A 13,294-nucleotide genomic window follows, 5' to 3' on the forward strand; every position below is an offset into this window, starting at 1 on the left:
GGGGGTGGGTTGCCTCTTTGTCGCGGCGGGGGGGGGGGGGGGGCCCTGATGCCGATCATCGTGCGGTGGGGGGCGGCGGGGGGGGGCGCCCCGGGGGCGCGCGCCGCCCCCCCCCCCCCCCCCCCCCCCCCCGCCGCCATTCACACCCCCGCCCCCACCCGCCCACCTCGTTGATCATGAAGTTATTGCCATCGGTCACGGCGTGTCGTGACAACAACTTCATGATCGACGAGAGGGGGCGGGGGCCGGGTGGGAGCGGGTCAGGGGCGCGGGAGGCGGATCGCCATGGTGGGGGCCTCGGCCATCACCGAGGTGGGGGTGAACGGCGCGCCGGTGGGCAGTTCCTCCGCCCGGCCGACCTGCACCCCGGGATAGAGCTCCACCATGTCGTTCTCGGCGAGCACCCGGGACTGCTGCGGGGCGAGCGGGAGCCGCTCCGACTCGGTCATCGAGCCGCCGGGGCGGATGCCGGAGCCGTTGGTGCTGACGTCGGTCACGATCACTTCGCCGACCCGCAGCTCCAACTGGATGTGACTGCGGCTGATCCAGCGCCGGGCCTCGTCGTTGAGCCACTGCCCGAGCATGATCCCGCCGTCCCGCTCGGGCGCCCGGCCGACCAGCACCGGCTGCTCCTCGGTGAGCACGAACCGGCGCCGGACCAACCCGCCGATCCGGATCGCGAGCACCTCGGTACGCGGCCGGGGCCCGCCGTCACCGAGCCGGGCGCCGTGCCGCGGGCACGTCGGTACGCCATTACGCAGCGCCGGCGGCGGCTGCCCCGCGGGACTGTGCTGCACCCGGGCGAGGTCGGCGAAGGCTCCCCCGCCACCGCCGCCGCCGAACAGCGCGCAACCCGACTCGGGGCACCGCCACTGGCGGGCCAGCAGCTTGACCCCGGCCGGCGAGCGCTTGCCGGCCACCGGCTTGTCGCCGCCGCCGACGTGGGCGATGAAGACCGGCCCACCGGAGCCGGGCACCGGGGCGACCACCCGCCCGGCCTGCTCGACCAACCACGGAAAACGACCGCGCAGGCCGTCGAAGCGAACCCGGCTGAGCACCGGCAGCCCCAGCAGGTCGGCCACCTCGAGCATCCGGTCACCCGGGTTGTCGAGCACCTCGACCAGCCCGTCGTCGGCCCACCGGCGGACCACCATCCGCTCGTTGGAGGTCAGGTCGGCGTCGGAGAGCAGCGCCCGGTGCACCACGGCGTAGACCTGGACGCTGTCCTCCTCCAGCTCGCGGGAGAGGGCGTCGATCACCATGCCGAGCCGGAGCAGGCTCGCCGGCCGCCCGCCGTCCAGGTCCTGGTAGCGGATCACCTCGGCCAGGTCGACCACGGCCCGGGCCAGCGACGGGTCGGTGCAGACCCGACCCTCGATGGCGTCGAGCACCTTGCTGATCTCGAATCTCATCGGGCACTCCGGATGATCTCGTCGATCCGTCGGGCCAACGCGAAGTCGCGGTGGGTGACCCCGCCGGCCGAATGGGTGACACAACGGAAGGTCAGGGTCCGCCACCGGATGTCGATGTCGGGGTGATGGTCGAGCTCCTCGGCCGTCACGGCGACCCGGTCCACCACGGCGATGGCGTCCGGGAAACTGGCCAGCTCCACGGTGCGGGTGATCCCGGCGCCGTCACCCGACCAGTCCGCCAGCCCGCCCAGCTCGTCTTCCACCGCCTCCGCGGTGAGCACGTCTGCCATGCCAAGACCCTACCGGTGCAGGTGAGCCGGGAATCGACAGGCGGTGGCCGCGCCGACGGGCACGCCGGCCGCGACCGATGCCCGCTGCCGCCGGTCCCGGTCGACGCGCGGGGCGCCCAGGCATCGACGCGCGGCAGTGGCTCAGGTTGGTTAGGCTGGCCAGCGGCCCGGCCGGGATCGACTGTCGTCGTCACCTGGCCAACCCTTCACGAGGAGTTATCCATCATGAAAACTCGACGGCTGGCGACCACGGGGGTCGCGCTCGTCGCAGCGCTCGGACTCGGTCTGACCGGATGCGGCAAGCAGACGGGGGCCGACGATCCAGCCGCCAACGGCAACGCCAGCGGGGCCCCGGCCAGCAGCGTTCCGGCGGACGCCCTCGGCAAGCTCACCGCCGCCGCGCAGAAGATCAACGAGCAGAGCCTCCGGATGAAGACGGAGTCGTCGGTGCTCAACGGCGGCGGCGTGATGGACCCGACCAACAAGACCGCGGACATGACGATGGACCTCGGTACGCAGGGCAAGATCCGGATGCTCATCGTCGGCAACGACGCGTACCTGAAGGTGACCGGAGCGACCTCGCTGCCGAAGAAGTGGCTGCACATGGACGCCACGAAGCTCGGCGAGAGCGGCCAGCTCAACCTCATGCCGGAGGGTGACCCAGGTGGTGCCAACAAGCTGATCAAGAGCGTGGTGGAGGTCAAGGAGACCGCGCCGGGCAGCTTCGCCGGCACCATGGACTACACCCGGTCCGTGCCGAACGACAAGGACATCGCCGCGCTCGGTGACAAGGCCAAGGCCGTGCCGTTCACCGCCACGATGGACGCCGAGGGCCGGCTCACCCAGACCGCCGTCGACATCAGCGCGCTGCACGAGTCGCTCGGCACGATGACGACCACCTTCTCGGACTTCGTCACCGCGGTGAACGTCAGCAAGCCGCCGGCGGCCGACACCCAGGAGGCCCCGGCCGAGCTGATCAAGGCGTTCGGCGGCTGATCCGAGCGGCAGCGAAAAGGGGCGGCGCCGGTCGGCGCCGCCCCTTTTCCGTGGTCGTTCAGCCCCGCAGCGGCCGGCCGACCTCGTGCAGGTGGCCCAGCGCCTGCCGGTACGACTCGATCAGCCCGGTCTCGGCGTACGGGATGCCCTGCTCCGCGCAGTAGGCCCGGACGATCGGCTGGGCGCGGCGCAGGTTCGCCCGCGGCATGTTCGGGAAGAGGTGGTGCTCGATCTGGTAGTTCAGCGCGCCCAGCGCCACATCGGTGACCCGGCCACCTCGCACGTTGCGGGAGGTGATCACCTGCTTGCGCAGGAAGTCGAGGTCGTCCTCGGCGGTCGGCATCGGCATGCCCTTGTGGTTCGGGGCGAACGCGCAGCCCATGTAGAGCCCCCACAGCCCCTGGTGCACGGCCGCGAAGACCAGCGCCTTACCGGGCGACATGACCAGCAGCAGCAGGGCCAGGTAGCCGGCGGTGTGCACTGCGAGCAGCAGCGCCTCGACCGCCCGGTGCCGCATCGGGGTACGGAACTTCCCGCCCGGCTCCCGCTCGACGATCGCCCGGATGCTGGCCACGTGCAGGCTCAGCCCCTCGAGCAGCAGCAGCGGGAAGAACAGGAATGCCTGCCGACGGGCCAGCCAACGGCCGAATCCCCGGGTCTCGAGGGCCTGCTCGTACGTCCAGACCAGCGCGCCGGCGCCGACGTCCGGGTCCTCGTCCTCGTGGTTGGGGTTGGCGTGGTGCCGGTTGTGCTTGTCGACCCACCAGCCGTAGCTCAGCCCGACCGCCAGGTTGCCGGCGAGCAGGCCGACCACCTCGCTCGGGCCGCGCCGGCGGAACATCTGCCGGTGCCCGGCGTCGTGACCGAGGAACGCCACCTGGGTGGTGGCCACCGCCATCACCGCGGCGAGCAACGCCTGCCACCAGGAGTCGCCGACCAGGACCACCGCGACCCAGCCGGCCACGAAGGCGCCGAGGGTGAGCGCGATCCGGGTCGCGTACCAGCCCGGACGTCGTTCCAGCAGACCCGCCTTGGCGATCCGCCGAGACAGTTGCGCATAGTCACTGCCCCGCCGTACCGGCGGATCCGCCACTGCTTCGAGCACCATCGCCGCTCCCGTTCCTCGCCTACCGCCGGCCGTACGGCTCGACGCCACCTCCGAGTCTCCGCTGAATGGTTGCGCTGAGTAACCCTGGACACCCCCGAATCGGGGGTAGGGCGAGCCCTACCCTCGGCCGCCGTCAGCCCATCCGGCCGAGCGCGGCGCGGAGCCGGTGCAGGTCCCGTCGGCGGCGCTCGTAGCTGGCGGCCAGCCCGATCAGCGCGAGACCGCCGACCGCCAGGAAGATCCACCGGGGCAGCAGGTCCCAGCCGCGGACCAGCTCGTGCAGCGCGAGCAGCGCCAGAGTCGTCCCGCCGAGCAGCACCGGGGCCTGCCAGCGGCGCGCGGCTCCGGCCAGCACCGCCGCGAGCGCCGCGACGCCGAGCAGCAGCCGCCGCCACGGCTGCGGATCCGGCGCCACCAGCACCGACACCAGGCTCGGCAGCAGCGCGGCGCCCAGTCCGGGGCCGAGCGCCAGCCAACTGGTCAGCCCGGGCCGGGTCCGCAGCGCCACCAGACCCGCACCGAGCGCGAGGGCCGCCGCCGGCAGGGTGTATGCCTCCAGCAGCACCACCCGACCGGCGGCCAGCAGCAGCCAGCCACCGAGCAGCTCGCTGCCGCCGGCGATGCCGGCGAAGACCCACCGCCGCCCGACCGGCTCGCCTACGCGCAGCAGCCGCAGGCCGACTGCGGCGCCCCAGAGAACGCAGACCGCCGCGGCGTGCCGCAGCGCGCCGAGGGCGAGCAGGAATGCGACCAGCGCCACCGCCTGGGCGGCGACGTCGAGCAGCCGGCCGACCGGCGACACACCGCCCGGCGGCACCGCCGATTCGCCCGCGGCTGCGGGTCCGGGGCGGGCGGGCAGGACGGCGGCGACGGCCAGGGTCAGCGCCGCCACGGCGAGTACGGCGAACGCCGCGCCGCGCAGTGGCAGCCCGCCGGCGAGCGACGCGGTGATCGCGAGGCCGGTGCCGGCGGCCACCGCCGTGAGAGCCCCGGCGACCCTCGCCTCGACGCGCCGACCGGCCACGCCGGCCAGCGCGGCGGCGACCAGCAGCACGCCCAGCCCCGCGAGGGTGCCCGCCCGGGTCGCGGCGAGCCCGGCCAGCCCGGCGGCGGCGAGCGGCAGCCCGACCGGCACCGCGATCGGGGCGAGCAGCGGGCGCGGGTTGAGCAGGGCGGCCGCGAGCAGCGCCGCCGACCCGGTAAGCAGGGTCACGGCCGGCCCGACCGGCCAGGGCGCCCCCACCGCGACCAGCAGCAGCGGCGGCACGGACGCGGCGAACGGCAGCGCGGCGACCGACGCCGTCCACCGGGGCGCGCCCAGCGCCCGGCCGGCCACCGCCACGGCGAGCGCCAGCCCGGCCAGGGCCAGCCCGGCCGGCAGCGCCGCCGGGACCGGCTCGGCCGTCGGCGCGCCGGACCAGACCTCGACCGTCCGGCCGTACGGGCTGATCAGCGCCGCCAGCAGCGCCGGGGCCGCGACGACGACGGTCACCACGGCCAACGCGAGCCCGGCCAACCGCAGCGCGATGTCATCGGGTTCCCGCAGGGCCGCGGCGAGCGCCAGCACCGCCAGCGCGGCGTAGACCGCCAGCGGCTCGTCGGCCGGCAACAGCGGCGGCGCCATCCCGGCCGCTGTCAGCGCGACGGCGATCCCGGTCGCGGCGTACCCGCTCAGCTCCGCCCAGTGGCGACGGACCAGGCGCAACGCCACGAGCAGCAGCACGGCGGTGACCAGGGCGGCCCGCGCCCGCCACCAGACGGGCACGTCGGCGGCGGCCAACCCGACGGCGACGCCGGCCGGTGTGGCCAGCAGCGCCGCGACCAGGGCCGGCCCGGTGACCACGCGGGGCGCGGCGGGTTCCCGGCGGCCGAGCGCGGCCACCGCCACCCCGAGCAGCACGGTCGACCCGAGCGTGGTCAGCGCGCCGATCGGCGCGGCCAGCGACACCAGCAGCCCGTGCCCCAGCAGGACCGCTCCGGCCACTGCCGGCGGCACCGGGCCGACCCGGGCCGCCCGGTCGAGCACCGCGATCAGCAGCAACGCCGCCGCGCCGAGCAGGTCGACGGCGACCACCGCCGGCCAGGCGGACGGCCAGGCCGCGGGCACCGCCAGCACGCTCAGCGCCAGGCCGACCGGCCCGGTCAGCGGGCGGAAGGCGCGCGGCGCCAGCAGCGCCACCGCGCCCACCGCCACCACCACGGCGACCGGCAGCTGCCAACCCCAGTCGAGGTCCGGCCCGGGTGCGGCGCCCCGCCACGGCGGAAGTGACCGGCCGACGGCGCCGAGCGCCAGGGCCCCGGTGAGCAGCGCGGCGAGGATCGTCACCCCGAGCCCCACCAGCAGCGCCGCGACCCGCGGGCCGGTACGCCAGGCGGCCGGCAGCAGCGCCACGGCACCGGCCAGCCCCGCCGCGACCAACGCCGTGGCCAGTAGCAGCAGCGACGGCCGCAGCTCGGCCACCGGGCGCAGCAGCGCGGCGGCGAGCACCGGCAGCAACGCGCCGGTGGCGAGCCATCGGAAGGTCGGCCCGCCGGTGAGCAGGGCCGCGCCGACCAGCGTGGCGGCCACCATCAGCAGCGGCAGCCCGGCCAGCAACGGGGAACCGACCGCCCGGCCCTCGCCGAGCGGCACGAGCGCGCACCCGGCGGCGGCGGTCAGCGCGGCGCCGAACCCCGTCCAGGCCAGCACCCGCCCGGCCAGCACGGCCGAACCGGCACCGGCCCGGCGGGCCAGGACGACGAGCACCGCCAGGTCGAGCACCGCCACGGCGACCAGGGTGACCGCCCAACCGTCGGCCCCCGGCCGGGCCTCGGCGGAGAGCAGCGGCAGCACCGGCTGCGCGGCCACCAGCGCCGCGAACCACGGCCCGGTCAACCGGCTGAGCCGGGCGTAACCCGCCGCCACCGCCGCGCTGGCCCCCCCGACCAGCGCGGCGTAGCGGGTGCCCGGCCAGCCGGCCACCCCGGCCAGGTCCACCGACCACGCGGCGTACCCGTCGAGCAGCACCAGGAGCAGCCCCACCGCGGCGAAGGTCTCCGCCGTGCCGCGCAGCCCGCGCCGCACCGCCACCAGCGGCGCGGCCAGGGCGAGCGCGGTGACGGCGGCCAGGATCAGCGCCCGCCCGGCGACCCCGACGGACGCCCAGGCCACCGCCGTGAAGACCACCGCCGCGGTGCCGAGCAGCAGCCCACCCAGGACGAAGAGCAGACCCTGCACGGTACGGGCCGAGGTCTCCGGCCGCCCCGCCTCCGAGCGGGCCGGCGGCAGCGGTGCCGGGGGCGCCGCCGACGGCGCCCGACCCGCGGCCGGCCCGACCGGCGCCGCGACCCGGGTACGGACCTGGCTGGCCAGCTGCGCCCGGCGCTGCCGGGTGAGGTGGAACCGCTCGACCAGCTCGGCGTACGCGAGCCGCGCCCGCTCCACCTCGGCGCCGAGCACGACGAGTTCCCGGTCGAGCCGGATCACCTCGGCGGCTTCCGGGTCGGGCGCTCGCCGGCACCCGGGGCAGCCGGCGCTCAGATCGGCCGGGGCGCCGCAGGCGGGGCAGGGGTAGCCGGTGTTCTCCACCAGGCCATCGTGGACAGCCCCGGTCACCGGGACCAGAGTGCGCGTACTCAGGGACGGGTGTGCTCGTGCACCCAGCCGGCGTACGCCGGATCGCCACTCTCCACCCGGGACACCAGGATCTCCGGCACCTCGTACGGGTGGCTGGCCCGGATCTGGTCGACCAGGGCGGTCACCCGGTCCGGGGCGGTCTTGAACTGGACCGACCACTCCGTGCTGGTCTCCACCCCGGAGCGCCACCAGTAGGTGCCGTCCACCTGTCCACCGACCTGGGCGCAGGCGGCGAGCCGGCCGGCGACGGCGGCGGCCGCCAGCACGTCGGCGACCGAGCGGGCGTCCACCACGGTCGTCACCACGCTGATCTGGTCCACGCCCGCACCCTACGCGGGGTCGTCACGGTTGGCCGCGATCCACTCGTCGATCCGGGCCCACCAGTCGTAGAGCCAGTCGATGCGCTCCTGCCGGCCGGTGGGGATCTCCTCCGGTGGCACCGACCAGAACCGCAGCACGATCCGCTTGTCCATCGGCAGCTCGCGCCAAACATCGGTGACGGTGATCATCCGGTCCAGGCCGGTGTGCGCCGCGAAGATCACCCCGGCGTCCGGAGCGGCGTCCAGCGCGGCCAGCAGCCCGCCGGGCTGCGGGGCGAGCACGTGCCGCATCCGTTCGGCGCGCAGCGCCATCCGCTCCAGCCCGCGCGAGCGGAGCCGGGCGATGGCGCGCAGCCGGCGGCCGGGGGTGAAGTTGCCGCCCTCCGGGAAGATCACGAAGGCGTCGTCGTCGTCCAGGCCGGTGGCCAGGTGCCCGATCTGCCGGAGCAGCGCCTCGCCCCGGTCACCGTCCCGGGCCGGCGCGATGAACCGGTTCGGCAACCGGTTGAGCAGCACGTCGATCGCCGGGTCCCACTGGAGACTCTCCTTCAGCACGATCCGCGGTTCGCGCTGGAACCAGTTCACCAGGGCGTGGATCAGCATGAACGAGTCGCCGGGCCCGGCGTGCCGGCAGAGCACCAGCTCGGGCCGGCCGGGCAGCGCGGTGTCCGGATCGGTGCCGACCACGTCGATTCGCAGCCGCAGCGTCCAGCGGGCCTGCCAGAAGAGCACCCGCAGGAACCAGCCGGCGAGTTGGTAGTGGGCGCGCTGGAAGGCCGGTGACCGGGACTGCCGACCGAACCCGGCGGCGACCCAGAGCACGAAGAGCGCGAGCAGCGCGGCAGCGTCCCAGACCAGGTAGACGCAGCCGATCCAGAGCAGCCGCAGCGGGCGTAAGCGGCCGGGCACCAGCGGCGACAGGGCCGCCGCGAGCAGCGCCCAGACCGGCAGCGTGGTGACCACCACGAAGGCGAGCAGGACCACGGCGGGCGCCAGCAGCACCCGGCGTACCCAGCGCGGGGGCAGCGGCATCAGCGCTCCAGGTTGGCCAGGTAGCGCCGGGAGGCGGTGTACGCCCGGCTGATCCGCCGGCCCACCGCCGCCATGTCCCGGTACGCCCAGGGCGTGTCGTCACGCGGGTTCAGCCCACCGGTCGGCAGCACGTGCACCTCGACCCCGTCGGGCAGCGCCGCCATCTCGCGGAAGAAGCGATGCCGTCGGGCGATCTCGAAGGCGACCTGGGCGATCTCCCACGGCCGGCGGGGCGGGGTCAGCTCCCGTTCGATCCGCCCCACCTGGAGGACGAAGATCCGGGTGGCGCCGACGGCCACCGCCTCGCCGATCGGGATGGAGTTGACGATCCCGCCGTCCACGTAGTGCGCGCCGTCGATCTCGGTGGGCGGCAGCAGCCCGGGCACCGAGGCGGACGCCAGCACGGCCGGCACCACCGGGCCGGTGTCGAACCAGTGCTCGGCGGCCCGCTCGATGTGCGCCGCGCAGCAGCGGAACGGCACCCGCAGGTCGGCGAAGGTGGTCTCCGCCCCCAGCTCGGATTCGAGCAGCCGGCGCAGCGGGCGGGGCGAGTGCAGGTGGGTCCGGGCGGCGAACCGGCGCAGCTGCCGGGCCACCGAGTCGCCGTAGACCTCGCTCGCCTCCGGCGAGGCCCAGAGCCGGACCAGCCGGTCGGTGACCGCCTCGGTCGGGTCCGCGGCGACCAGGGCGCCGTTGACCGCGCCGATCGACGTGCCGAGCACCAGATCCGGTTGGATGCCGGCCCGGAACAGCGCACGCAGCATGCCGACCTCGACCGCTCCGAGCACGCCGCCACCGCCGAGCACGAACGCCACCGGTCCCCCCGCCATGCCGTTCATCCTGGCACGGCCGCGCCGGTCGGCCACCGCCCCGGGGCGCCGGACCGGCCGGACGCCAGGCCCGCCCGATGCGGTGTGCCCAGCCGGCCGGCCGCGCCGCCGCGACCGTGATCGATCATCGTCGACGGCCCACGGGTGGTCGGCGGCCGTTGACAGGCAGGAAACATTCGCGCAACCTGATACCGCTCCCACCACGAGGCAGGTGCGATCCGTGACGGCAGCACTCCACCCGGGCCGGTTGCTGGCCCGCAGGTACCGACTCCTCGACCAGATCGGCGCCGGCGGCATGTCGGTGATCTGGCGGGCCCACGACGAGGTGCTCGACCGGGTCGTGGCCCTCAAGGTCCTCGCGCCGTCGCTGGCCGCCGACGCCCGGTTCCGGGACATGGTGCGGGACGAGGCGCGGGCCGCCGCCCAACTGGTGCACCCGCACGTGACGTCGGTGCACGACTACGGCGAGACGGTCGCACCCGACGGCAGGATCACCTCGTTCGTGGTGATGGAGCTGCTCACCGGCGAGGAATTGGAACGGCGACTGACCGAGGGGCCGCTGCCCTGGTGCGACGCGGTCGAGATCGGCGCGCAGGTGGCCGACGCGCTCGCCTGCGCGCACCGGCTGGGCATCGTGCACCGCGACATCACCCCGGCCAACGTGATGATGACCCCGGTCGGCGCGAAGGTGCTCGACTTCGGCATCGCTACCCGGATCGGCGCACCGGACGAGGACGAGGACGGCGGCACCTTCGGCACCCCGGCGTACGTCGCGCCGGAGCGGCTCGACGGGGCGCCCGCCCAGCCGGCCACCGACGTCTACTCCCTCGGGGTGCTGCTGCACGAGGCCCTCACCGGGCGGGTGCCGTACCCGGCGGAGACCTGGGAGCAGCTCAGCACGGCGCTGGCCACCGGGCGGGGGCCCTCGTTGGCCGGGGTGCGGGGGCTGCCGGCGGAGGTGGCCGGGATCGCGCTGCGTTGCCTGGCCCGGGATCCGGCGGCCCGCCCCACCGCCCGCCAGGTCGCCACCGTCCTGCGGGAAGAGTTGCAGGCAGCTGATCCCCGCTCGGCCCCCCGGCGGCCCGCCGCATCGACCCTGCCGGCGGTCCCACCGTCCACCGACAGGCCTCGGCGTCGACCGCTCCGGGCGGTGCTGCTGGTTCCGGCCGGGCTGGCGGTGGCGGTGGCGGTCACCGTCCCGCTGCTGGTGCCGGAGCGGCAACCACCGAACCACGCGCTGCCGACCGCCCCGTCGGCGACCGGCCCGTCGTCGTCCGACGCCACCCGACACCCACCGGCAGCGGCCACGCCGGCGCCGCCGCCGAGCGGCCTGCCGGCGACGCTGGTCGAGGCGGCCCACCGGGTGGAGGGTCTGATCGGCACCGGGTTGACCGCCGGTGAGATCCGTTCCGACGTGGGCCTGGATCTCCGTAACGAGCTACGCAACCTCCGCGCGTCGGCGAGCGGCGGTCGCAGCGACCTCGCACCACCGGTCGCCCGGCTACGGGAGAAGGTCGCCGTCCGGGTCCGGGAGGGCGCGATCAGCCACGCGTACGCCGGACGACTGGACGCCGCGATCGCCGAGCTGGCGACCGCGCGGGCCTGAAACCGGGGTCAGCGGGCGGTGACCCGGGCCGGCTCGAGCAGGGCCTGTCCCACACCCTCGCCGACGACCTGCCGGTAGACCGCCTCGTAGCCGAGCGCCATCCGGGAGATGGAGAAGTTCTCCGCCACGTGCGCGATGCAGTCCGCCGGGTCGATCCGCTCCGCCGCCCGCAGCGCCGCGGGCAACTCCTCGGCCCGGTCGCAGACCAGCCCCGTCACCCCGGACCGGACCAGCTCCGGCGCGGCCCCTCGACCGAGTACGACCACCGGCGTGCCGGTCGCCATCGCCTCCACCATCACCATGCCGAACGGCTCCTCCCACTGGATCGGCATGATCAGGCACCGGGCGTCGACCAGCATCCGCAGCGTCTCCGCCCGGTCGGCGTTCAACACCACCTCGACGTCGTCATCGAGCAGCGGCGCGACCACGTCGTCGTAGTAGCGGCGCTCGGCCGGCTCGTTGCACTTTCCCGCCAGGAGCAGCGGCAGGCCCGCCTCGCGGCAGGCCCTGATCGCGACGTCCGGTCCCTTGTCCGGGCTGAACCGGGCCAGCCAGAGCACCGGCCCCCGACCGGGCACGGTCTTGCGCGGGATGCCGGTGAGATCCAGCGCGTTGTGCACCGTGCCGACCCAGGGCAGACCGGGGTTCAGCCGGCGTTGGGCGTGTGAGATGGCGACCAGGCCGACCCCCTCGTCGGTGTCGCTGAGCACGTCGCCGTACTCACCCACCGGGTTGCCGTGCACCGTGGCCACCGTGGGCACTGCCCGCCGCCCCGCGACCAGCGGGCCGATGGTGGTGTGGTCGTGCACGATGTCGAAGTCCGCCGCGTCGATCAGGTGGTTCACCCGGGCCAGGTGGGCCAGCTCCGGCAGCGCCTCGCCGAGCCGCTCGTACTGCACGTCCGGGTTGGTGGAGACGAAGTTCCGCGCCGCGGTCCCGTGCTTCCTGCCGGCACCGAACAGGGTGACCGCGTGCCCGTACCGGGAGAGCCCGTCCACCAGGCCGGCGACCACCTGTTCCAGCCCGCCGTAGCCCGGCGGCGGCACGGACAGCCACGGCGGGACCAGCATCGCGATCCGCAACGGCCGGCCGGCCGGTGGGTGGTTCACGGCCACGAGTCCTCCCGTTGGTCCCTGGCGTGCGCGGTCCGCTGGTGCCGGTCCAGGTGGTCGGCGGGGACTTCCCGGTGCCGACGGCGGTAAACCGGACAACGCGCGACGTCATTCGCCGACGAGTAGCTGGGTCTCCACCGCCCGTACGCCCGGCGCCGACCAGGCCACCCGTTCCGCCTGGTCCCGCTCCCACCAGGACCGCACCACACCGCTGAGCACCAGGGTGTCGCCGTCCACCGCCACCGAGACCCCCCGGGTGCCGGCGGCGCGCCCGAGCGCCCGCCGTACCTCGCGCAGGATCCGGTCGGCGTCCGTCGGGGCGGGTGGGCGAACCTCGATGAGGTTGGTGATCCCGCGCACGCCCCGCAGCCGGCGCACCTCCCGCTCCGCGGAGCGGCGCTGCCAGCCGAACTCCACCTCGCCGCGGAGCATCACCCAGCCGTTGGCCACGGTGACGTCCAGCCGTTCGGCGGGGATGAAGCTGTCCCACTCCAGTGCCCGGCCGACCGCGATGGCGACCTCACCGTCGGTGACCCCGGGACTGCCGGCCAGGCGTACCTCGATGTCGTCCGCGACCGCACGCACCCCGCGTACCCGTTGGGCGCAGCGGGTCGCGGCCCAGCGGCGGGCGGAGCTGTCCACCCAGCCGGTCAGGGTGACCACCCCCCGCTCGACGCTCACGCCGATCTCGTTGGGCTGCACCTCGGCGTCCCAGGCCAGCTCGGCCAGGACGTCCTGCTGGATCCGCTGGTCCTCGCGGGCGGCGGCTGCCGTGCTCATCCCACCCCTCCCCTCACCGGTCCTGCCGAGGCTGCCCCCGGTACGGGTGACGGCGGTTCACCCGGATCGGGTGAACCGCCGTCGTGGCGAGAGGGAGCGGCGGGTGACGGGCCCAACCCCCTTGGGCCCGTCACCCGCCGCCGGAGGGAGGAGGCAGGTTCGTGTCGGTTACGACGTCTCGGCGAGCGTCAC

General features: G+C 75.1%; 11 protein-coding genes. 2 read left to right on the forward strand and 9 right to left on the reverse strand.

The window, feature by feature from the left end; all coding sequences use genetic code 11:
• Positions 1 to 260: 260 nt before the first annotated feature.
• Both ACIBBA_RS32035 and ACIBBA_RS32040 read right to left on the reverse strand, forming a co-directional pair.
• Complete coding sequence (locus ACIBBA_RS32035) at positions 261 to 1,412, reverse strand: FHA domain-containing protein (RefSeq protein WP_396702429.1); 1,152 nt, start codon at positions 1,410 to 1,412, stop codon at positions 261 to 263.
• The gene (locus ACIBBA_RS32040; RefSeq protein WP_396702431.1) at positions 1,409 to 1,702 is read right to left on the reverse strand and encodes a 4a-hydroxytetrahydrobiopterin dehydratase; all 294 of its coding nucleotides are present in this window, start codon (positions 1,700 to 1,702) and stop codon (positions 1,409 to 1,411) included. The genes ACIBBA_RS32035 and ACIBBA_RS32040 overlap by 4 nt, the downstream gene beginning before the upstream one ends.
• Positions 1,703 to 1,927: 225 nt before the next feature.
• On the opposite strand from ACIBBA_RS32040, the gene ACIBBA_RS32045 reads away from it, so the two are divergent.
• Positions 1,928 to 2,698, forward strand: coding sequence for a hypothetical protein (locus tag ACIBBA_RS32045; RefSeq protein WP_396702433.1), 771 nt, complete (start codon positions 1,928 to 1,930; stop codon positions 2,696 to 2,698).
• Between the two features lie 58 nt (positions 2,699 to 2,756).
• Here the strand turns inward: ACIBBA_RS32045 and ACIBBA_RS32050 are convergent, their stop codons facing one another.
• From ACIBBA_RS32050 to ACIBBA_RS32070, 5 genes are all read right to left on the reverse strand, one after another.
• A complete protein-coding gene (locus ACIBBA_RS32050; RefSeq protein WP_396702435.1) occupies positions 2,757 to 3,806 on the reverse strand; it encodes a fatty acid desaturase family protein in 1,050 nt (349 codons plus the stop codon).
• Positions 3,807 to 3,939: 133 nt separating this feature from the next.
• Positions 3,940 to 7,401, reverse strand: a complete 3,462-nt coding sequence (locus ACIBBA_RS32055) for an SCO7613 C-terminal domain-containing membrane protein (protein ID WP_396702437.1) — start codon at positions 7,399 to 7,401, stop codon at positions 3,940 to 3,942.
• Positions 7,402 to 7,421: 20 nt separating this feature from the next.
• Positions 7,422 to 7,742, reverse strand: a complete 321-nt coding sequence (cutA, locus tag ACIBBA_RS32060) for a divalent-cation tolerance protein CutA (RefSeq protein ID WP_396702439.1) — start codon at positions 7,740 to 7,742, stop codon at positions 7,422 to 7,424.
• A 9-nt stretch (positions 7,743 to 7,751) separates the two neighbouring features.
• A complete protein-coding gene (locus ACIBBA_RS32065; RefSeq protein ID WP_396702441.1) occupies positions 7,752 to 8,774 on the reverse strand; it encodes a 1-acyl-sn-glycerol-3-phosphate acyltransferase in 1,023 nt (340 codons plus the stop codon).
• Entirely contained in the window at positions 8,774 to 9,604 is an 831-nt protein-coding gene (locus tag ACIBBA_RS32070; protein WP_357051542.1) for a patatin-like phospholipase family protein, read from the reverse strand. Before ACIBBA_RS32070 ends, ACIBBA_RS32065 begins: the two co-directional genes overlap by 1 nt.
• A gap of 220 nt (positions 9,605 to 9,824) precedes the next feature.
• Between ACIBBA_RS32070 and ACIBBA_RS32075 the strand changes: the two genes are divergently transcribed.
• Complete coding sequence (locus ACIBBA_RS32075; RefSeq protein ID WP_396702443.1) at positions 9,825 to 11,210, forward strand: protein kinase; 1,386 nt, start codon at positions 9,825 to 9,827, stop codon at positions 11,208 to 11,210.
• An 8-nt stretch (positions 11,211 to 11,218) separates the two neighbouring features.
• Here ACIBBA_RS32075 and ACIBBA_RS32080 read toward each other — a convergent pair whose 3' ends face one another.
• Complete coding sequence (locus tag ACIBBA_RS32080; protein ID WP_396702506.1) at positions 11,219 to 12,280, reverse strand: glycosyltransferase family 4 protein; 1,062 nt, start codon at positions 12,278 to 12,280, stop codon at positions 11,219 to 11,221.
• Between the two features lie 150 nt (positions 12,281 to 12,430).
• Positions 12,431 to 13,102: a BON domain-containing protein gene (locus ACIBBA_RS32085; RefSeq protein ID WP_396702445.1), complete on the reverse strand. Its 672-nt coding sequence runs from the start codon at positions 13,100 to 13,102 to the stop codon at positions 12,431 to 12,433.
• Positions 13,103 to 13,294 lie beyond the last annotated feature (192 nt).

Origin of the sequence: Micromonospora sp. NPDC051006, assembly GCF_044456245.1 — a bacterium.
GTDB lineage: Bacteria > Actinomycetota > Actinomycetes > Mycobacteriales > Micromonosporaceae > Micromonospora.

What these genes read in the sequence shown, in the direction of transcription:
- ACIBBA_RS32080 (WP_396702506.1), bottom strand. Translation starts at nt 12,280, where the DNA reads ATGCTGGTCCCGCCGTGGCTGTCCGTGCCGCCGCCGGGCTACGGCGGG.
- ACIBBA_RS32050 (WP_396702435.1), bottom strand. Translation starts at nt 3,806, where the DNA reads ATGGTGCTCGAAGCAGTGGCGGATCCGCCGGTACGGCGGGGCAGTGAC.
- ACIBBA_RS32045 (WP_396702433.1), top strand. Translation starts at nt 1,928, where the DNA reads ATGAAAACTCGACGGCTGGCGACCACGGGGGTCGCGCTCGTCGCAGCG.
- ACIBBA_RS32070 (WP_357051542.1), bottom strand. Translation starts at nt 9,604, where the DNA reads ATGGCGGGGGGACCGGTGGCGTTCGTGCTCGGCGGTGGCGGCGTGCTC.
- ACIBBA_RS32085 (WP_396702445.1), bottom strand. Translation starts at nt 13,102, where the DNA reads ATGAGCACGGCAGCCGCCGCCCGCGAGGACCAGCGGATCCAGCAGGAC.
- ACIBBA_RS32040 (WP_396702431.1), bottom strand. Translation starts at nt 1,702, where the DNA reads ATGGCAGACGTGCTCACCGCGGAGGCGGTGGAAGACGAGCTGGGCGGG.
- ACIBBA_RS32035 (WP_396702429.1), bottom strand. Translation starts at nt 1,412, where the DNA reads ATGAGATTCGAGATCAGCAAGGTGCTCGACGCCATCGAGGGTCGGGTC.
- ACIBBA_RS32065 (WP_396702441.1), bottom strand. Translation starts at nt 8,774, where the DNA reads ATGCCGCTGCCCCCGCGCTGGGTACGCCGGGTGCTGCTGGCGCCCGCC.